Raw genomic sequence first — 19,417 nt, 5'->3', positions numbered from 1 at the left:
GGTATAATCGGCTCCCTGGCCGTCTTGGTTTGTTTTATTCGGTAGGCTGACGGTCACCGTGTGGCAGTCTTCATCGCGGTCAGTTCGGTGTATTTCCTCAGGTGGTGTCTTAGCACCTTGAGCGTCGACGCCATAGTCGCAGGAGCTGCCGCACACGCTTCAGCAAGGTAGTTTCGGAAGAAGTGTGGCTCTGGCATCTTCCTCCAGAAGCCGACCCGCCATTTCCTCTTGATGGCCGCCGATAGGGCAGGGAGAACCGCTGCTGGCGCCGGGTTCTGGGACACTAACTCGACCTGCTCGTGCAGAGCCTCTCGGTTCTCCCTCACACCCAACGACCGCCAGATGCCCCGGAGCCTTCGTTCTATGTCCACATCGCTGATTGCTGTGTCTGCCTGAACCAGCGCGTAGTCGGCGAGGAGCTTCTCGGTCTTAGCAACCAGATCCCGCGAGGGCATGGAGTTGAAGTGCGTGCTCCATGACGCACCACGGGTCAGCTCGACCCATCTCTCCCGCAATTCTTCCACCACTGCACTGACGCAAGGATCCGGTTGCAGGGCAGGGGCCTCGTTCATCTCGACCAGCTGTGGCAGAGGCTGCGGTGCAGTAGTGTGGTTAGAATGGATATGGTTATTATATTCGCGTTCGGAGGACTGAACGCCGCATTCAGCTTCCTGAACGTCCGCAACCTGTTCATCGACCTTCTTCTGGCGCCGATCGGTTCCTGCCTTACGCAGAGCAGTGCGCCATTCTTTCCAGAAGGTCACGTTGTGACGCTGGTATCCATTGCCACCGAACAAGCCTCTCTTCGAGAACGAGGCAACCAGCCCCAGGGCGCGAAGCTCCTTGAGGTAGGCAGTGATGCTCGGCTTCGATCTCCCCATACGGGAGGCCAGCTCCTCGTGGGGAGTGTGGCAGTCACCGGTCTTGTGGTTCGCATACGAGCATAGGAGGGTGAGTAGGCGGAACGCACCACTGCTCATCTTGAGATCCATGATCTCGTTGGGCAGGGCAACGAAGCCTCTCCCCGGATTCATTGGGAAAGTCATTCTCAGGCACACTTTTCATGATCCCGCACGCCGAAGGGGCTTGCGGGAGGTGGGAAATGCCTGCTAGGAAGAGGGTGAATATAGGGTCTGTTTTCCTAGCAGACCGGGCGACTAAAGGGCTCAGAGAGGCGGCAACCTTTCTGGGCTCTCGTCTTGTCTGGGGGTTAGCTACTCATCTGCGGCCTCTTCGTGTGTGCATTTTGGGCCATCAATGCACAAGCACCTACCGAGACGCAACAACTAATCGAGAGAACTCCCGATCAAGGTGTAAATTGCACTTTGCAAAGGAGCTATTTTTCAAGGGTTTCGGCGTGATTTCGGCCCTGAACTTTTTTCGAGAGCCTTCTGAGAGCCCACGCTGAACGGGCAGTAGGCAGCACTAATATACACGCATTGCGTGAAACTGAGTGGATTTATAGAAGTACTTTCAAGGGCCTCACCCTCTGGTAGCCATTTTTGGTTCGCGTTCCACGAGAATCAGGCGGCCTCCGACTTGATCAGGGCAGCCTACCGAGGCTCAGAGCAGCCGATCAATCGACACGAAGATCTGCACGAGGATGAAGTGCGCCCTTTGGCTTGGACACGTCAGGCCGGCTGGTTTTACCAAGCTTGGGCGCCGAACTCGATCTTTGCAAACTCCAGCCATCTCTTCAGGGCTTGGACCGGGCAGGTCTGATCGCTGGAGCGGCGGGCGATCTCGATCTCGTGCCAGCCGGTCTTGCCGCGCAGCGTGACAAGAACGCCGGCCTCGAGAACCTTGATCCAGCCGCTGCCCTAGATGGTGTCGTCCTGGCCGTGATCCAGTCCGACGATTTCGGAGCGTCGCAGCACCCCGGCAAAGCTCACCAGCAGCATGGCCCGGTCGCGCAGCCCGCGCAGGTCGTGGCTGAGCGTCGCGAGCATGGCCAGAAGCTCGTCCGGCCTGATCGCCTCCATCTGTTCCAACGGTCGGGCATGGCGGCAGCAGATGCCGACGAGAACGCTCGAGATGTGCTGATCGCGCCGGTCGAGCCGAAAGTCGCGCTGCGCGTAGCCCCCAGACAGTCCGGCAAGACGGCGATCGATCCAGGCTACCGACAGCGGGCGTGCCTTACCCGAAGGCGCGGCGAGATCGGTGATGTAGAGCCCGACCAGTTCGGGCGACGGGGGCAGGGGGTTGGCGCCCTTCATTCGACACCAACGCGCGAAGGCCTCCAAGTTGCGCGTGTAGGCGGTTCGGGTGTTCTCGGCAATGGCGTGGTCGAGGTATTGGCGGGCGGTGTCGACCAAACGGTCGAGGCTGCCGGAGCCCGCGACGTAATCGGGCAGGACGAGCGGCGCGGGATGTTCGGGGTTTTCAGACGAATTCGATATGCCAAGCGACCGATCATCTTCATGTCCGATAAACCAAGATTACCGGACATGCGAGACAACCGTACAGCGCGGCGGTTAAAATGCCATGGAATGGACAAAAGCGCCGCGACCCGGTAGCGCGAGAGGCATGTCCGTTCATCCGCATCCTCATCTTCCCGTACCCTCCTGGCCTGCTGCTCCGGGCTGGGCCGTCACGGGCCGTGCCGCCGATCCCGAGGAGGCCGCGTTCCGCGCCGGCGCCGCGCTGGCGCATCTGCAAGGCGCGATGGCCCAGCCGGGCTTGCCTCTGACGCTGTGGCGCGACCGGCTGGCGCTTGAGGCCGCGGCGGCAACTGTGAGGTGTTCGGGGCGCCCGGAGGGTCTGGCAGAGCTGCGCGACGCGCTTCATCTGGCGCGCCCCGGCGATCCGCTCGGGCCGGCGGGCGAGATCGGCCAGGCCTGGCGTCGCGCGGTGACGCGGCCGCTGACCGCGCGCGGCCTGGCGCCTCTCCCCGGCGTCGCACCGGAGCCGGTCAGGCGCGAGCTGGCGCGGAGCGGGGCCCCCATCGCGCGGGGCCGCGGCCACGCTTGAGACGGTGCTCAGGGAGGCCCCCCGGGCCGAGACGGCGGCGCTGATCCTCGCCGATGCCGCACTGGCCAAGGTACTTGGCTGGGATCGGATCGTGCCGCTGCTGGTGCTTGGCCTGGCACCGCGCGATCTGCGGCGCGATGGGGATCAGCTGCGGCTGGCCTGCCACCAGGCCGTGGCCCGCGCTGCGGCCCGGGCCGCCGGTCTGGCGCACGACCTGACCCGCCGCGCCGCGCGGCTGTACGCCGTGGCACCGAAGCTGCGGGCCAAGGGCGCCGATGCGGCGATCGAGCTGTTTCTCGCGCAGGACGCACTGACGCCTACAGCTTTGACCCATCTGATGTCGGACCGCGCCGCGCGGCGGCTCTGCGACCGGCTGGTTTTGCTGGGCGCGCTGCGCGAGCTGACCGGCCGCGACAGCTTCCGGCTCTACGGGCTTTGAGCATGGAGATGATCGACCGCGAGCTCACCGAGCTGCCGCGCGAGCTGCGCTGGCGCGAATGGATGCGGCGGATCGAGGCGGTGCTGTTCGCCAGCGCCCGGCCGGTGCCGCGCGCCGATCTGGCACGGGTCGTGGGGCAGGGGGTGGCGCTGGATCTGCTGATCGATGATCTCGCCGCGGAGCTGGCCGACCGACCCTACGAGATTGTGCGGGTCGGCGACGTCTGGATGCTGCGGACCCGGGCCGCCTACGGCGCGGTGATCCGTGTCGCCGCCAATGTCGGCGATCGGGAGATCAGCCTGTCCGAGCGTGACCTCGCGGTGCTTGCTGCCATCGCCTACCATCAACCGGTCACCCGCAACGGGCTCAGGGACATCTTCGGGTCCGAGATCTCCCGCGAGCTGATCGGCCGGCTGGCGGCGCGGGATCTGATCGCACCGGGGCCACGCGCGCCGCGGCGGGGCGCCCCCTACACCTACGTCACCACGCCGGGCTTCCTCGCCGCCTTCGGGCTCCAGGATCTGCGCGACCTGCCCGATGCCGAAGCGCTGCACGATGCGGGGCTGACGGGATCGTAGACAGCTACAACGTCACGTCTTCAAAATCTGACTGATCTTTGCAAGAACTTCATCCGCCCCGCCGGCCCAGTCTGCGATCTCGATGCCAGAGCTGTTCATGGCTCGACGACGCGTCTTAGGCTTTACCTTGCTTTGCATAAAGTCTTCGAAGACCACCACTGGTACTGTCTTCACCTCGTAGTCGTCTCTGAACACTTGCTCTGTCAGCAGTGCTTCAAGAACGTTCACCTCACTTGTCGCAGCGTAAACAGCCGCTTGAATCTTGGCGTCGCGGATAATGATATCAGCGGTATATTCCTTGTGATCCTTGGACAAAGCTTCTCGCTCGCCAACATGGAACTGTGAACCAAAGCGTTCCTTGATCGCCTCAGTAAGCTCTTCGCGGAAAGCGTTGCTGATCCTATCACGTGACAGAAATGCAAGGTCCTGAATGCGATTCAAGAACGACATGAACCTGACGGCTGCACTACCCAAGTCTGCTTCATCAGTCCAATCGCTTAGAAAGAGGGAATTCTCTTCATCGAATGCGATACCGTGCTCGGTTGCGAGCTGCCTCATCGCATCCATTTTCGTATCGGTTGTTAGGTCACCGGCAACGTCTTCAAGAAGGGCCAGCGTATCACCCCCATCACGCATGCGAACAAGGCCATCTGATCTCTCGCCGAACACGACCAACGGCTCACCATGAAGCCAGCTGAAGGGAGTCTTGATCGCATAGCCCAGGGGGATCTCTCGGACGGAGAGACCCTCACAAAAGGCAGCACAGATCTTCTTCTGCGCGTTCATACAATCATCTCTCCCTGAGCCGGAGCAGCAAAGCGGTATAGTTCCGAAGCAATCGTCACGGCACTATGGAGCGTAACGTCAAACTTCTCTGTGCACTCTCCAGTATAGCTCGGCCAGAAGCGAAACGTATCCCGATCTCGGGTCACCCCTGGAAGCACTCTATCGATGTCTCCCGTCGCAACGTGGCAGTGCCAGTTTGAGTGCGATGTGTGAAGATCATGACTACACAACACTGCCAACTGATCGCCGCGGACCTCCCCAAGCATCGCGTAGAAGCTTTCAAGCAGCGGATTCAACTGCAACAGAACACGGAACTCACGCTCACCGGAACGAAGGGATATAACACGCCATTGCCAGTCCGGCGAAAGTTTCAGCTTCTTGCGTCGCAGAGGCCATGAAGCGCGATCAATCTCGCCATTTGACCATTGACCATAGCTGACAACCGTTTTCTCGAGCCGAATAACATCTTTGAGCTTCATAAACCGGCGTTCCAGACAACCTATGGATCTTGGTAAGATTACAACTTCCGGTTTGTCAAACTCGCGCTTGCCGAGAGCCGACCTACAGAAGTACCTGTTTCGTTTGTGTTACCCCAGTAAATCCGTCCCAGACCAAGTCCGGAGATGCAGAAGGATCGTCTCAGTTGCCTGCAACCGCAACCAGAGCGTTAACGGATCACGTGGGAGCAGCTGGGGGACATTCCTAAGTCGCCGAGTTCGGGCATGGCCGAACTATGAACTGACTGCGTTCTCATGATCGGACGCCTGAAAGATGCGCGGCGAATGTCCGCCCTTCCCTCCCAAGACTTCTCCCGGCCCATTCCGGACCTTTGCAGGCCCCGCCAGGGCTGCGCCGCGGCGTCCTGAGAGCGGTTATCGGCGGCTGCGCACAGCATTGGTCATCTCGCGGCCGTCAGCTATGCGGGATAGAGCGGATGCCCGGTGAATGGGCAGCTCTCAATGACGGAGGGAAACGGTCATTCTCGAACGCCGATCACGCCGCTACGGCGCCAGTTTTCGATGCTGGTTCACAGTATGCGAGCGACGCGAAGGTGGCAGCGACCCGGAATACCCGCGAATGTTATGCTAAGCAGGTGACGTCAGCGCGGACTCGATCGCCACGACAGCGGCATGTCCGCCGGATAGAGTGCGCTCGACGAGGGCTTGCAGATGCGCGGTCGTCGCATCGCGCGTTCCGACATAGCCGGACTGCACAAGTTCGGCGAACCCTCCTGACCGCAAATAGTGGCCGTCGAGTTCGCGGTAGCTGAGGCGCATGCCGCCCCTCGGACCCACGAGCTTGTTTTCGGCACGTAGCCCCTCGAAATGGTCGAGACTGATCAAAAAACCAGCAGACTTGGCCTCGGCGTTCCGGCGCATGAACTTCAAAAAGAAGGCGCCGGCGTTCAAACGGTAGGACCCACTTGGCGACATATCACGATCAAAGCGCTTCATCCGCGCAATCTCATCCTCGAGCTGCTCATCGACCCGCAGCAGCCAATCATGGCCGTCATCGACCTCGACGGTGGACGACCCGGACTTCACGGATCGCTTCCGCGATTTCCCTCGCTCGAGCATCTTGTACTGCACCATGACGATCGAGCCGCGCCGACGGTTCAGATAGATCAGATCGACCCCGAACAGCTCTTCGAGCGGCCTCTTGTTTGCGGTCAGAACCTCAAGGGTGCGATCCCGCCCCTCAAACCTCGCACGCCCAGTCAGGTCGCTGTCGGCGAGCCGAAGGCCTGAGATAAAACGCGCATCGTGCTCTATTACGGCATCTTCGAGCAGTCGCACAGTGCCGAGGGCCGTCGCGCCCCCCTCGTTCAGCGCAAGATGCGATGCTTCGTCCGAGCCACCAAAGGCCTTGATGGCCAAGCGGACCGCGTCGTCCTGTAGCGCGCGGGCATCGGTGATCCGCCTCGGCCTTTGTACGAGCGTCGCGATGCTCCTGAGAGCGCCAATGGCCTCCTCGGACGCGGCGAGCTGCGTGAGGAACGCCAAGCCCAACTTGGGCGAGAAACTATGGAGCCCAGGCTCGAGAGCCCGCATGCCATCGCGCCTTTGACGCAGGGAAGGAGCGTCAATAGCGTTGAGAAGGCTATCATAGCGTGGTCCGACAACCGGCTTCACATGATCGAACACCACGCGGGTTTCGAAGGTCGACGTGGCGCTCTTCGAGCTAATCAATCCGACCGCCAGGTTCGGCGCGTTCTCGGTCAGAATGATGGCGAGCGCATTCTTTGCGACCTCACCAACTTCATCATGCGGAAAATTCTTCGAGAACCGTCGACCGCCTCGCCGACTCTCATCAAGTGCGGCCGCGTCGGCCTCGTCGAGACAGAGTGCTCTGCCCCCTGAAAACGCGACCATCTGAAACTGGAGTTTTGGGCTATACCCGGCTGAGACGAGGAGCGAAGCCATGAAGGCATCGAAGTTTTCGGACGCGCGGAAGGCGTTCCTCCTGAAGCAGGGCGGCTAAGGACAACGTCGTTGTCGAGATCCTCCATCGCAACGCGCGCAGGGGAAGAATGACGGGCGCAGTCGGGGAGGGACAAAAATGAAGGTATGAGACGGTTTCAGTTGAGGGGTCAGCTTTGCGTCTCTCGACAGACCGCTTTTCGCACCCGCAGCGAACGACGCTGTCCGCCCAACCTACCAGTCCGGCGGAACCGACCCTATTCGCGCACCCTGGCCCGGGAAACCGAACCGTCGAAATACTGCGGCCATCCACGGCGCAGCGTTTCTTGACGGACATTTCTCAAGCCCGTGCCATGAACCCAGTTCCCGGGCATGGAACATCTGGATCCCGCTCATCTCCTCGACGCCCAGCCGGTGGCGCAGCAGCTGACCACGGCAGACTACGTGAAGCTGCTCCATCCGATCACTGCGATCGGAAAGCCGACGATCATGACGGCCGTAACCGGAATGCGGATGCACAGCAGAATTTACCGGACCTATGAGGCGCCCTGGATCGCCGAGTGCTGCGTTGACACAGCCGCCTACATCACCCTGAACCGGTTTCATGGCCCGCGTCGGGACCGGCGGCTGGCCGCCCTGAATGCCCTTTACCTTGACCTCGACGTCGACCTCGCGCCTCGGACCCTCGCCTCGGATCCGGCGGCATGGGCGCAGGCGTTCACCCGCGACGTCGAGCGCCGCGGTCTGCCGGTCCCGTCCTTCGTGAACTTCACGGGGCGCGGGCTTGCGGCCATCTGGTTGATCAATGACCTGCCCCCGAGGGCCAGGCGGCGCTGGAGCGCGGCGCAGAAGGCGCTCATCGGCCTGTATAGGCGTTATGGCGCGGACCCTCGCTGCTGCGACACCGCCCGGGTGTTCCGAATTCCGGGCTCGATCAACCTCAAGAGTGGCCGCACGGTCGAAATCCTTGGCGGAAGCCTGCAACGCCATTCCTTCGAAGATTTTGCGGACCGGATCTACATCGCCTCCGGTCGACCGACCCGCCGGGAACTGCAGGCCCGAAAGAGACAGAAGGCGTCTTCGGGGCAGGGCGGGTCGCGCCGGTCCAGGCTGAGCCCCGGCCAGCGCTTCGTCGCAATTCAGGAAGACTTGGAGCGCCTGCTGGATGCCTGGGGCGGTCGTGTGCCGGTCGGCCACCGGAACACATGGCTGCACCTGTGGGCCACCTGCCTGACGCATCAAGAGAACCCCGGGGATGTCGACGCGCGAACCCATGCGATGGCGAGCATCGCGACCCCGGGGCTCTCCACCAACGAGGTGGGCGCCATCGCCAAGCATGCCGCGGAAAGGGCAGCGCTTCCCCGAAGCGGATCACCGATGTCGGACGGCCGCTATCATTATGCCGGCGAGACGCTTGCCGACCTGCTCTGCGTCTCGGACGAGATCGCGCGTGCGCTCGGCCTGCGGCAGATCTTCTCGCTCACCGAACGCAAGCGTCGGAAAGCCGACAAGCAGCGGATGCGCCGATCGAACTCCGGAGCCGTGACACGCGCGCGCTATCTCGCTTCGAACGCAACATCCCGCACGAAGCCGTGGGAGGCGCAGGGGATTTCGCGGGCCACCTGGTATCGCCGGCAGAAGGCCGAGGCAGAGACGTCAAACATGCGGGAAGCCCGAGAGCATCTTGGTGAGACAGGTTCGTGCCCACTACAAGGAGCTTTGCTCTGCCGAAGGCTCGGGGAGGGAGAGGGAGTTACCCGGACAACTGGTCAGTCGTCTCCAAACACGCCCACGCGCACGACAGGCGCCGAGAACCTCGCCAGAATCCAGGGGGAGCGATCGGGCGCCGACAATGGAGCACGGGAGGCGCCGTCGGTGTCGGCCCGGACAGAACTGGTCGTCGTCCGACACCGGGCAGAGACGCCGGAAGGACAGGTCGTGACCGGCTTCCAGGCAGACGGGGTGGAGCTTCGCCGGATGGCGTTTGCCTCCATTGGCGGCACTGGCCTCACCCCATCGATCGGTCACGCTTTGCACAGGGATGCCACCGCGAAGCCGCGAGGCGCCAAGAGGAAGTCCGAGCTGAATTGTCGCCCCCATTCAATCGCGGTCGCGCCAGCCCGGCCGCATGACCTTGTCGAGGTTCTCGTATGGCGCGGAGTCGAGAAAGCGCTGGAGGCGCTCTGGATCCCTTGGCCGATCCCGTCCGGCGGTGTTTCCGAGGTGCCGCATCCAAAGGCTCACCCCGATGGCGACGACGACGGAGGCGACAGAGAGGATGATCTCGAAGGTGGTCATGGGCTCTCCTGCATTCGATGTTGCATGATAGCATGAGAGACCGGATCACGCCGAGGAAGGGCGGACAACATGCCAAGGATCTGCAAATGGGGCAATGTGCTCGCCGTCAGGATCCCCGCCGCCTTCGTCCGTAAGCTCGGGCTCAGAGCCGGCGCTCGCATCGATCTCCACGCCAAGGGCGGTCCTGTCGTCACCTTTATCCGCCGGAGACGTCTGGGAGGTATCCTGACCGGGCTTCGACGGTTCAGGGGGCGGCCATCTGAGAACGGCAATTTCCGCCGCCATGAGGCGCACGATCGGTTTCCAGTCGCCTTCAAGAAAGCTCGCGGCACGGTGGATCCCGAGATCGACCTCGGACTTTGAAATGGGCTGGGAAAGACAGGATGGGCGTGAGCCCCAGGACGGCAGTGAGAAAGTCGATCAGGATAGTAACAGGGTGACCTTGCTGCTGAAGGCCTAAACGTCCTCCTGTTCCTCCGCCCTCTCTCTGGAGGGAGGGGAAGACGGGAGAACCTTCACCGCTGAATTGCTTCGCAAAGTTCGACTGGGTTGTGCTGATGGGCCCGACGATCCCGCGGCTGTCCGGCGGGAGCGCACGAAACGCGCTCGCGGCGATCTCCTGATTGAGCGCATGTGCGATTGCCACGACGCTCGAGAAATGCCCCCAATTTCATGATGCCCACTCATAGTCCGCCGGTCGTCTCGGGCCTGTCTTGACGAAGGCCCGAGACGAACAGCGGACTACGTTCTGCTTCTATCGGTTTGATCCGCTGGAGAGCGGCACGCGGTTGCATGGCTGTCGATCTCGGGACCTTCGATCTTTTCCAAGACAAGGACGTGACCGATGACGACATCCAACTCCCTCGAAGACCTCGCCTTTCATGCCATCCGCAGCGGTCGCGTCTTCGCGCGCCTCTGGCGCGACGCCGGGATCGAAGCCCACAGGACCACACGCCCCTCCTGGACCGCCACGTTCAACCAGCTCGATGAGGGTCAGTTGATCAAGGGGGTCGACCTCGACGGCGTGGCGGCCATGGGCGACGCGCTGCGTCGCGCGCTCAACATCGAACGCCCGGGTTATGGTGACCGCGCGATGCAGGAGGATACGCGGTATGACGATCTGGCCTGGGAGCCGCGCCTCAACGAACTGCGTCGCGTGTCAGAAGCCTACAAGCACTTTCGTGACTGTCAGGAACGCTATGCCGACCGCCTGACGGCCGAACGCGAGGCCGCACGCGCGTTCTGACCCTGACTCGGCCGGGCCTCTCACCGGAAAGACTTGCGGCGGTCAGGTCGTCTCGGTGACCACGCGAGGATCACCTCGGATGACCCCGCCGCTTCCGGTGGGCCTTGAGATCGAGGCGGGCTGGCCTGCCCCTGGAGCCGGCCAGCCTGTGCACCTATTTCGTCTGGCCGTGTTCAACTCGGCCTGAATGCGCAGACCTGCATGAAGACCCATTGCGCCCCGGACGGCGTTGAGATCGAAGCTCCTGATCTCGAGAGAGGTCTTCTCGTTCCGCGGAGAGGCCCGGTTTCCCATGCAACGCAACGGCGTCGGACGCACGATATCCAAGGCGACGGATTGCGCTGACAAGCTCTTCTGAGCGTCGTGTTGAGAAGGTCGGTTGCTGCGATGAAGGAAGTGGCCAGTCTGCGCGATACAATCGGCCGCATCGGGACAGGAGGCCTCCCTGGCGCTGGTGCGCAAATCAGTGACGGGCGCTTCCGCCCCTCATTTTGCCGCCCTTGCCGCGGATCTACTGCAGCCCATCGGCATAGTCCCTCAGCAGGCGCAGGCGATCCGTGGCATAGGCCACGATCTGCTCCGCGATCTCGACGGGATAGCCTTCTGGCAACCCTTCCGACGCGCGGGAGAGCGCACCGGGCGCCGCCGCCGCAAGCGCCTTGAAGGCGCGCAGCCGGGCCTCCAGGGGCACGCCGGCCTTGCGGGCCGTCTCGTCGAAATGACGCGGCACGATCCGATCCAGTCGGTAATGACCGCGCCGGCCCACCGACATGGCCAGTTGCAGATCCTTATGCCGGAACGTCGAGCGAAGCTGCTGCGGCGCCGCGCTCATGATGTCGTAAAGCGGGGTCAGCCGGAATCCATCGCCCTCGAGGAAGATGGAGAAGTTCTTTGCATGCCCGTCGATCCCGGCGATCATCCAGTTGAAGAGCTGCGCCTTCAGGAATGCGGCCTGGTCCGCGATCGGATCGTCGGACTGCCGCAGCAGCGCGAAGCACTCCCTCATCGAAGGGCCGCCATGCTGCTGATACTTCTGCCCGGAAAAGCGGCCCATGGCCTGAAGGAAATCCTCCTGAGGGACGCGCACCAGCCCGCCCGCCCGCCGCGGTCGCCGATCGAACCGCTCGACCACGAGCGTGATCTGCTCCTCGAAGTGGTGGATCTCAGCCTGGGTCGCCTCGAGCCCCATTTCCCGCGCGAGACGCAGGCAGAAGAACTCGTTCTCGACACTCTTGGTAAGGTCGAGACCGCCGCCGACCACGCCCATGGGTCTTTTGAAGATATGCGTCGTGGGGGTCAGCCCGGTCGGCCTTAGCCAGGCACCATCATGCTTGAGGTATGCGGTCTTTTCCTGCGCGCCTGCGAGCGAGATCCGGAAGGGCTCTTCCGGATTTATACCGAGCGGCGTCGTGCTGAGCGATCTGAGGGTTTCCGCGATCTGGGCCTCGGATTGCGGCGTGCCCTCGATCCGGAACGGGTCGGCCGGCGTCACCCCATGGGGCAGGAACTGCATTGCCCCCACGCAATCCTGGCCGATCGCGGCGAGGAGGTCGTGGGTGCGATCGCTGCGCGCTTCCGTGCGCTCCGCGATCACCCGTCGCAGTTCAGGAACATCGGGAAGCAGGTTCTCGAAGACCGCATCCACGTGGTCCCCGTTCTGGGTCGAAGACACCAAGGGCAGGGACCGCGAGATCGGAAAGCGGAACTCCCATCCCAGCCAGGCCTCGTCGTAGCGAAAGCTCGCGCCGGCGGAGGAGCGATAACCATAATATCCTGCGAGCCGCCCGTTGAGATAGACGTCGAGCGTGTGGGTGAGCGATCTGCGCCCCATCAAAAGATATCCTCGGGCCTGGGCCGCGCCGCTTGGGGGGAGGCCCCTCGCCGGGGCACGAGGCCGAGGTCCAGCTCGAGCGCCGCCACCACGGCGAGAAGAAGGCTCAGCTTGGGTTCATGGGCGGCCGTCTCGATCCGCGAGATCTGGCGCGGGTCCGTGCCGGCCTGCCGGGCCAGATCGCCCTGCGACCATCCCTTCGCCTTGCGCGCCTGACGGAGCTGATGGCCCAAGGTTTTCACGTTCCGGAATATACTCGCGTCCATGCCTGCCCCACATGTCATGCTTGTAGCATCTACTTATATGCCATTCTTGTAGTTTTAATGCTATACAGCAAACTTGTAGATAAATGCAAATATGCCAAACGTGATGTAAGGGTGTGCAGGCTTTCTGTCCGTTCCAAGACAGCCTCCAGTTCCCGTCCGCGTTTCATGCAGGCCGACTTCGTCTGTCGGGGGACAGACGCTATACTGGCAGAATGGCTATCGCATCTCATCCAAGCCCGACCTCGCAGGACCTGACCCTGTCAGATGGCACGGTGGCGCTCGACGCGCTCCTCGAAGCGCTGCACCTGACCAGGACCGAACTTGCATGCGTGCTCGGCATGTCGCCGGGGTCCTTGTCCACGGCCCAGCGTCTGTCGTCGGAGGTCTCGCAACAAAGACTTCGGGATTTGGTTGAGATCCTCGTGCGGGTCACGCCGTGGGCCGGATCCCTCTCCCGGGCGTTCGCTTGGTTCTCGACGCAGCCCCTGCCATCTTTCGGTGGCCGGACCGCGGCGGATCTGGTCCGAGAAGGACGCGCCGAAGCCATCAGGTTCTATGTTTCCCGCATTGCCCTCAGCGGTTACGCGTAAGGCAGCAAACCAAGGCGGCGGCTGACATCGACATGCCTTGCGAACGCCCCTGAAACATGAGGAGGGGGTAAGAGCTTGGCTATGACACGTCCGGTTTCGCTTGACGTCAGCCTGCGTTGGAAACGGGAATTTTCCTCGGAACGCCCGGGCCAAGGCACCTATCTCGGAAAACATACTTGGTGGGACAGACAGCTCGGTTCGGAAGATCGGGAAGCATTTCCTTTGTAGAGCCGCAAACCCCCAAAAAAGTTTTTCGCTTCGAGCGAACGACCAATCTTCTCCTTGCCAGGCAATGACGCCTGAAACCAAGCCGCCAGATCGGCTGAATGCTGCAAGGAAACAAATTCATCATGCTCACATACAATAACCGGCTGGACGTCTCATTCAAGAATACCATGGATATCCACGCCTTCTACCAGTATCTTTCCGGCCCGAACGGACCCGTCGATTTTGATTACATCATTCGGTCTCCCGATATCCTGAGTCACCTCAACGAACGGAAATACGTGACATTCGTTGTCGACGGGCAGCATGTCGTCCATGCTAACTCGTATAAACGTCGCGACGAACTGTCAGGCGTCATCGAAGAGCGCCCTTTCACGGCAGAGGAGGCGGCTGAATTCGACAGTCAGCCATATCAAACTCATGCAGAATGGGCGGCGACCTTCTGGGGATCTGAAAGCAATGCTATTCATGCAAAGGTTCATCACAAAAAAGACACGGGAACCATCAGGTTCGTCACCCGGGGCGGCCCCCCTCGCGGAATTGTCCGGGCTCTGAGAAGGGTCTTTTGTGAGGTCGAGATCGAAGCCTTCTACGATAACCCACAGAGGTTCATATCGGGGTATTACTGAAGAACGGTCGGCATCATTCTTGGTGAAGTAATTGACACTGAGAAGCGGTAGTGCGGAGGCTGAGAACAGCCTCCACATTCGTCTCAATCTCCCTGACCTTGTTTTCAACCACTCGCCACCTCCTCGGCGCCGCAGGAGCAGGTCTCGCGCGTCCTGACCTGGTCATCTGCGGTATGGCAAAGCCTGCGGCTGGCGTCATACAGGGCCACGAGTTCCGACTTCGCGATCGACGGCACGGCGGCGGTGTTGTGCCGCACCATATCGAAATCGATGACGTCGAAGCGGGCCCACAGCTCAGCTGGGCTGCAGGCCATGGCACGCAGGAACAGATGGGACTGCGCGCTCCCGGCGTCATCGAGCATCTTCAGCCGACCGGCACGTCCACCCACGCGCTGGATCGCAAAGTCGGCCTCGGCCCGGCTGCAGAACTCGTAGTCAGGATGCCGCGTTTCCAGTGCAGGCCGTGGTCGCGGCTTGGCGCGACGCTCCCAGATCTGGATCGCGCAGCGCCGCTCGCGCGGCCGACCGTTGGATCCCACCATCTGCACCGTGGCCTCGATGTCATCGACAAGGTGGAAGGCCGAGTCGAGCTGGTTCTGCACGCTCGTCTTCCGGAAGCTGAGCGGCACCGTGATCGTGATGGACTGTGCTTCCGCCGCGGCTGAATTGAAACGCGCGATGGCCTCCCGGGTCGGTGCACCTCCGGCAATGTCATCAATGACCACCCGGTCGAACAGCACAGCGGCGTCGGCTTCGGGCATGTTGCGCTTCCCCCCAGCCGCAGTCGCAGTCACGCCGTCGTTGGGCTCACAATGTGCCGGCGCGCCGGGCGTTGCCTGCTGCGCGGCCCTGTCAGCCTCATCGACCGACTGTGTTTCAGGGGCGGCGGGCACCTCCTGTGCGATCTGCCGCGGCATCGACACTGCGGGGTCAGCAGTTACGGTCCGAGCTTCCTCGGCCAAAGCCGCTACGTAAAGTTCGATGATCTCGCTCATGTTGATCGAACCGCCGCCGGCGCCGTTGCGGGCATGCTTCGACATATCGAGACGCGCGAAACGCTCCTCCAGCGCCTTCGGGTTGCAGCCGGTGGCCCGCAGAAAGATGTTGGACTGCGGGCTCCAGTTCTGGTCGACCGGCTTCAGCTGACCGGCATGCGCGCCCACGCGCCGGATCACGAGATCCGCTTCGGCTTGGCTGCAGCGTTCGAAATGCGGATGCTCAGTCTCGAGCGCATGCAACTGGCGTGGTTCCGAGCGGCGCTCCCAGATCTGCAGCACACAAGGGACATGAACGGTCTTGCCTTCGTAGATGAAGGCATCCTGCGGCACCTCCTCCTCGTGCACGAGGTGCAGGCGCGTGTCGACGCGGTTCTGCATGGTCATCTTGCAAAACGACGCTGGCAGGATGAGTGCGACGACGTCGGCGAGGCTGGCTGCATGGTTCAGAAAAGCGAGTGCCGTATTGTTGCGGAAGGGTGGATTGCCGATGATCAGGGTGCGGCCCAGGGGGCCCGTGGGCGACCAGCTCAGGAAGTCGGCATCGATGATGCCCGGCGCCTTCGGATCGAGGTCGAGCGCGATGCAGTTGGGCCCGAGATGGCGTGAAAAGGCGCCGGTGCCGGCGGAGGGTTCGATGATGGTGTCGAAAGGGTTGGCGACGTAGCGCGCCAGAACCCGCTCCACGTAGGCAGCCGCAAGCTGCGTGTTGGTGTAATACTGGCTCATCTCCGCGGCGGTGGAAACGTAGGAGGTGCCGGCGGGTTTGCTCTTGGTGGTCATGGATCGTGTCCCTCGTTGTCTGCGAGGGGGAAATTGATCCGAGAGCCCAAACCCAGAAGCGGGTTTGTTCCTAATTAGCTATTAGATTTCAATGACTTGAATTGGGGAGAAGATTTTTATGCGGTCGCAGCCTGTGCGGCATGGCCTGTCTGCCTGACGGAGCCATGCTCGGCCGAGACAAGGTGGTATCAGCTGATTTCTGCAGCTGGCTGCGCATGCCGCAAAACGAGCCTATGCTTCTCGGCATGGCTGACCCGTTCCCCCCGTTCCCGAGCGCGCAAGATCTGATACGGCCCAATGGCAAGGTTGACATCGATGACCGTCTCGAAGTGCTCGGCCTGAGCAGGGCCGAACTCGCGCTCGTTCTCGACCAGCCGGAGGAAGCGCTGAGTGAGCGTGCACGGCTGGAAACGCCGGAAACGCAGCGCAGACTCAGGGATCTGATTGAAGTCCTCGTGCAGGTCGTCCCATGGGCTGGCTCATTTTCTGAAGCCTATGCTGGGGTTTCGACATGGCCCCTCGCGTCCTTCGGTGGCCGAACCGCGGCGGACCTGCTGCGGGAGGATCGCGTCGAGGCAGTAGCCTCCTACGTCACCCGGATTGCTCAGGAGGGCTACGCGTGAGATGGACCGGACGGGCATGCAGGAGGCGCCACCGGTGTGCCGGGCCAATCTGGTGACATCGGCTTGCACCAGCAGGTCCATGAGCCCCCGGCTGGCCCGCGGATATTTTAGAGGACGCTCTCAACGACGTTGGACGGGCGTGGGGTGAAAAGGCTTTCGCTGGCTCAATGACCAAACCGGACCTCCCCAAAAGCCGGCGCTTATACCGGTCGGTGAGACACGATCGGTGTTTGGGGAGACTCTGCCCCTGCTTCCTCTTCAGATAGGGCGGTTCAACATATGCCCTGCAGGTCCGAAAAGGCCTCCTGCCGCCCGAGCCCGGTGAACACAGGGAATAGGGCGAAGGAGCTACGGACCTGGACCCTCCGAAGGGCAGCCTGCTCGTCCAGCCGCCCAAAATGAATTGCAGACATCTACTAGTCAGTGGGAGCGGTTGTCCTGGAGGGCGAGGCTGTCTGCCTTTGCGGGCTTTCCTCTTGCTGCAGGCCCTGGCGCGACACTGAATGCCCGCGTGATTTCAGGCGGTTTGTTTCCGGCTTTCCGCCATGGACCCAGATCCCGTTTGCCGGGTCAGTTCCCCCCGGCCGGGAGCATGCCATCGGGGCACGTCAACGGATCCGCTGTCGCGGCGGATCCCTTCCGTTCACGACATTGAAAACTGAAAGGACAGACCCATGGGTCTTGATATGGGCTTCGTCAAACGTCGCGCACAAACCGAGATCGCCTACTTGCGCAATCATAGCCAGTTCGCCAACAGCTTCTTTGAATTGGACCTCCCCCCGTCCGAGGACGACAGTACCGATTTCCAGATCGAAGACTGGATGGTCGAAGCGGTGGCCTGCCAGTGGGACACCGATGACACAGAGGTCGCGCGCGCGGAAGCTGCGCTTTCGGAGGCGGAGTTCGAACGGATTTGTTGGAGCCATGAATACGATCATGACACCTCGGAACTCCGGGCGGCCTACCGACGGATTCTTGAAAGGCTGCACGAGGCTGTCACGGCTTCGGACCCCGTGGTGTGCTACTGGTCCGCTTGAAGCACGACCTCCACCAATTGATCTCCTCCGGGGTTTTCGAGCCCAGCAACGCAGGTGAATTGTCTTGGCGATCGCCGTCGCGGCGCCCTCCGTGTCAGGGGCCGCGGCGGCCTCGTCCTAATGGAGAGGACGATGACCACGGCAGATGTGCTCACCAACGTGCACGGCCCGGAGCTTCGGCCGCGGCCAGGTTCTGCTCTGCCGGGCATGGGAAATGGCCCAGTGGTGCAGGGGAGAACACGGGGCTGCGCGCTTTGCTGGACCGCATGATCCGGAACAAGGGCTGCCAGCCCGGGCAGGCGGGTGCGAAATGACACGCCGACCAACACCGTCGGCGCGCGGGACTTCGCAAACCGGTGGGGGTCTTCGAAAAGCTCCGGAACGTCGCAAGGGCTGCCGGCGTTCCATGCGCCATGGGCGATCGTGAGAGCCGCGATCTCGGCAAGCCGAAAACATCGTGTATGCCCTGCCGCGCCGCAGAGCGATGTCTGGGCGGCGCTTGGTGTTCGCGAAACCCCACATCGCATGGTCATCACGTGGCGCCGCTGGTGCTGGCAGCGTCTTCTGGCCACCATCCACAAATGTCAGCTGCACCTGAAATCACCGTGGCTATGGTGCACAAGCACGACGAATGCACCAACGAGGCAGCCACAACGCGCCGGTGCCGGACAGAAATTCGCGGCGCATCCCGATCTCTTTTCAACATTGAAGAGGAGGCATCGTCGGTGGAGGACGAATTCCGTTCAGACGCGTCTTTGGGCAGGCCTGCGGACATCAGGAACCGGCGGTCTGCGCAGCCATGCGGTTCCGCCAGCCAGCGTGATCGACGGCCCTGAAAGACTGAACGGTCGGGGTGGTTGAGAGCACCTCATGTCCAGATAACGCTGCCACCATACCACCTCTGGTGAGCGTAAGGCCGTCGAAGCATGAAGGCCTGTTCGGCGCACGATGCGCGGGTTTAGCCAGCTATCGGAGGGGTGTCGCTCATGCTGGTCCGGGTTGAGACCCACGAACGAGAGCAGGTCGATGACGACGTTGCCTACGTATTTCACGACACGAACACACCTTATGCAGCTTCGCCGAAGGGGCCCCGTGTAACGCCTCAAGGCCAGGAGACCGGGCCTCCCTGACATCATGACCGGGGACAATGCCCACGGTCGCAAGAACCAGCGCCGTCACGCTTGAGTAGAAAATTCGCAGAATCTTTTCCGCGCTTGCGCGGCTGATCCGAGGTCCCGTGCGACACCACGACGGAGACCTACCGGTGACCAAAAATAAAAAGACCATCCCCGACAAAACAGCCGGGTGCGGCATGGAGCAGCTTCTCAGCCGCGCGCGGCTGATCGCGCGTTGGCGGCACGGATCGGACAGCTTCTTCTGGCGGGCCGAAGCTGACGGCCTGCTCGTCCCGATCCGCGATGGTCGCCATGTCCGGTATCTCTGGCCAGCGGTGTTCCGTTTCGAGGGAGGTCTGCCCCCGAAGGGGTTCGAGACAGCCTACATGGCCGATCTCATGACCCCGGAGGAGGTGGCCCGCCGCGCCGAAATGAGCCGCGACACAATCTTGAGAAAGGCGAAATGCGGCTCCCTCTCCGCCCGACGCGTGGGTCTCAGCTTTCGCTTCGTGCCCGCCGAGGTCGATCGGTGGATGGCGACATGGACATGATGCCGCGTGCACGCGCCCGTCTGCACCGTCTTGAA

Annotated in this window: 19 protein-coding genes; 11 read left to right on the top strand and 8 right to left on the bottom strand. The window is 62.2% G+C overall.

Annotated elements, in window-relative coordinates:
• Nucleotides 1–53 precede the first annotated feature (53 nt).
• Together ACRAQ3_RS21695 and ACRAQ3_RS21690 are read right to left on the bottom strand one after the other, a co-directional pair.
• Entirely contained in the window at nucleotides 54–1,034 is a 981-nt protein-coding gene (locus ACRAQ3_RS21695; RefSeq protein WP_269398739.1) for a helix-turn-helix domain-containing protein, read from the bottom strand.
• Nucleotides 1,035–1,820: 786 nt separating this feature from the next.
• The gene (locus ACRAQ3_RS21690; protein ID WP_216823334.1) at nucleotides 1,821–2,315 is read right to left on the bottom strand and encodes a hypothetical protein; all 495 of its coding nucleotides are present in this window, start codon (nucleotides 2,313–2,315) and stop codon (nucleotides 1,821–1,823) included.
• Between the two features lie 211 nt (nucleotides 2,316–2,526).
• Between ACRAQ3_RS21690 and ACRAQ3_RS21685 the strand changes: the two genes are divergently transcribed.
• From ACRAQ3_RS21685 to scpB, 3 genes are read left to right on the top strand one after another with little or no spacing between them, the layout of a single operon-like run.
• The gene (locus ACRAQ3_RS21685) at nucleotides 2,527–2,970 is read left to right on the top strand and encodes a DUF1403 family protein (RefSeq protein ID WP_254050205.1); all 444 of its coding nucleotides are present in this window, start codon (nucleotides 2,527–2,529) and stop codon (nucleotides 2,968–2,970) included.
• A 4-nt stretch (nucleotides 2,971–2,974) separates the two neighbouring features.
• Nucleotides 2,975–3,409, top strand: coding sequence for a DUF1403 family protein (locus tag ACRAQ3_RS21680; protein WP_367869653.1), 435 nt, complete (start codon nucleotides 2,975–2,977; stop codon nucleotides 3,407–3,409).
• A gap of 2 nt (nucleotides 3,410–3,411) precedes the next feature.
• Nucleotides 3,412–3,987, top strand: a complete 576-nt coding sequence (gene scpB, locus ACRAQ3_RS21675) for an SMC-Scp complex subunit ScpB (RefSeq protein ID WP_099278741.1) — start codon at nucleotides 3,412–3,414, stop codon at nucleotides 3,985–3,987.
• A gap of 12 nt (nucleotides 3,988–3,999) precedes the next feature.
• On the opposite strand, the gene ACRAQ3_RS21670 is transcribed toward scpB, so the two are convergent.
• From ACRAQ3_RS21670 to ACRAQ3_RS21660, 3 genes are all read right to left on the bottom strand, one after another.
• Nucleotides 4,000–4,773: a DUF1828 domain-containing protein gene (locus ACRAQ3_RS21670; protein ID WP_099278742.1), complete on the bottom strand. Its 774-nt coding sequence runs from the start codon at nucleotides 4,771–4,773 to the stop codon at nucleotides 4,000–4,002.
• The gene (locus ACRAQ3_RS21665) at nucleotides 4,770–5,252 is read right to left on the bottom strand and encodes a hypothetical protein (RefSeq protein WP_432257186.1); all 483 of its coding nucleotides are present in this window, start codon (nucleotides 5,250–5,252) and stop codon (nucleotides 4,770–4,772) included. The genes ACRAQ3_RS21670 and ACRAQ3_RS21665 overlap by 4 nt, the downstream gene beginning before the upstream one ends.
• Nucleotides 5,253–5,858: 606 nt before the next feature.
• Nucleotides 5,859–7,196, bottom strand: a complete 1,338-nt coding sequence (locus ACRAQ3_RS21660) for a hypothetical protein (protein ID WP_162620602.1) — start codon at nucleotides 7,194–7,196, stop codon at nucleotides 5,859–5,861.
• 369 nt (nucleotides 7,197–7,565) lie between these two features.
• On the opposite strand from ACRAQ3_RS21660, the gene ACRAQ3_RS21655 reads away from it, so the two are divergent.
• The 3 genes from ACRAQ3_RS21655 to ACRAQ3_RS21645 all read left to right on the top strand — a co-directional run bounded on the left by ACRAQ3_RS21655 (nucleotide 7,566) and on the right by ACRAQ3_RS21645 (nucleotide 10,737).
• Nucleotides 7,566–9,527: a hypothetical protein gene (locus ACRAQ3_RS21655; RefSeq protein ID WP_099278600.1), complete on the top strand. Its 1,962-nt coding sequence runs from the start codon at nucleotides 7,566–7,568 to the stop codon at nucleotides 9,525–9,527.
• A gap of 33 nt (nucleotides 9,528–9,560) precedes the next feature.
• Nucleotides 9,561–9,854 carry an AbrB/MazE/SpoVT family DNA-binding domain-containing protein gene (locus ACRAQ3_RS21650; RefSeq protein WP_099278599.1) on the top strand — a complete coding sequence of 98 codons (294 nt, stop codon included), beginning with the start codon at nucleotides 9,561–9,563 and terminating at the stop codon, nucleotides 9,852–9,854.
• Between the two features lie 481 nt (nucleotides 9,855–10,335).
• Nucleotides 10,336–10,737, top strand: coding sequence for a hypothetical protein (locus tag ACRAQ3_RS21645; RefSeq protein ID WP_099278598.1), 402 nt, complete (start codon nucleotides 10,336–10,338; stop codon nucleotides 10,735–10,737).
• Nucleotides 10,738–11,248: 511 nt separating this feature from the next.
• On the opposite strand, the gene ACRAQ3_RS21640 is transcribed toward ACRAQ3_RS21645, so the two are convergent.
• Together ACRAQ3_RS21640 and ACRAQ3_RS21635 are read right to left on the bottom strand one after the other, a co-directional pair.
• Entirely contained in the window at nucleotides 11,249–12,568 is a 1,320-nt protein-coding gene (locus ACRAQ3_RS21640) for a HipA domain-containing protein (protein ID WP_099278597.1), read from the bottom strand.
• Nucleotides 12,568–12,801, bottom strand: a complete 234-nt coding sequence (locus tag ACRAQ3_RS21635; protein ID WP_306467372.1) for a helix-turn-helix transcriptional regulator — start codon at nucleotides 12,799–12,801, stop codon at nucleotides 12,568–12,570. The genes ACRAQ3_RS21640 and ACRAQ3_RS21635 overlap by 1 nt, the downstream gene beginning before the upstream one ends.
• A 245-nt stretch (nucleotides 12,802–13,046) precedes the next feature.
• Here ACRAQ3_RS21635 and ACRAQ3_RS21630 point away from each other — a divergent pair, with 245 nt between their 5' ends.
• Both ACRAQ3_RS21630 and ACRAQ3_RS21625 read left to right on the top strand, forming a co-directional pair.
• Entirely contained in the window at nucleotides 13,047–13,424 is a 378-nt protein-coding gene (locus ACRAQ3_RS21630; RefSeq protein WP_099278595.1) for an antitoxin Xre/MbcA/ParS toxin-binding domain-containing protein, read from the top strand.
• Between the two features lie 350 nt (nucleotides 13,425–13,774).
• Nucleotides 13,775–14,278 (top strand): hypothetical protein, encoded by a 504-nt coding sequence (locus ACRAQ3_RS21625; RefSeq protein WP_099278594.1) that lies wholly within the window; start codon nucleotides 13,775–13,777, stop codon nucleotides 14,276–14,278.
• A 104-nt stretch (nucleotides 14,279–14,382) separates the two neighbouring features.
• Here ACRAQ3_RS21625 and ACRAQ3_RS21620 read toward each other — a convergent pair whose 3' ends face one another.
• Nucleotides 14,383–16,056 carry a hypothetical protein gene (locus tag ACRAQ3_RS21620; RefSeq protein WP_099278593.1) on the bottom strand — a complete coding sequence of 558 codons (1,674 nt, stop codon included), beginning with the start codon at nucleotides 16,054–16,056 and terminating at the stop codon, nucleotides 14,383–14,385.
• Nucleotides 16,057–16,220: 164 nt separating this feature from the next.
• On the opposite strand from ACRAQ3_RS21620, the gene ACRAQ3_RS21615 reads away from it, so the two are divergent.
• The 3 genes from ACRAQ3_RS21615 (at nucleotide 16,221) to ACRAQ3_RS21605 (ending at nucleotide 19,382) form a co-directional block, all read left to right on the top strand.
• A complete protein-coding gene (locus ACRAQ3_RS21615; protein WP_099278592.1) occupies nucleotides 16,221–16,679 on the top strand; it encodes an XRE family transcriptional regulator in 459 nt (152 codons plus the stop codon).
• Nucleotides 16,680–17,353: 674 nt separating this feature from the next.
• On the top strand, nucleotides 17,354–17,716 hold the full coding sequence (locus tag ACRAQ3_RS21610) for a hypothetical protein (protein ID WP_099278591.1): 363 nt from the start codon (nucleotides 17,354–17,356) through the stop codon (nucleotides 17,714–17,716).
• A gap of 1,237 nt (nucleotides 17,717–18,953) precedes the next feature.
• Entirely contained in the window at nucleotides 18,954–19,382 is a 429-nt protein-coding gene (locus ACRAQ3_RS21605; protein WP_432257185.1) for an excisionase family DNA-binding protein, read from the top strand.
• The last annotated feature ends 35 nt before the right edge of the window (nucleotides 19,383–19,417 follow it).

This window comes from Limimaricola sp. AA108-03, from assembly GCF_050847355.1.
In the GTDB taxonomy this organism is placed as follows: Bacteria; Pseudomonadota; Alphaproteobacteria; order Rhodobacterales; family Rhodobacteraceae; genus Limimaricola.
This window is presented reverse-complemented; position numbering and strand designations above follow the sequence as displayed.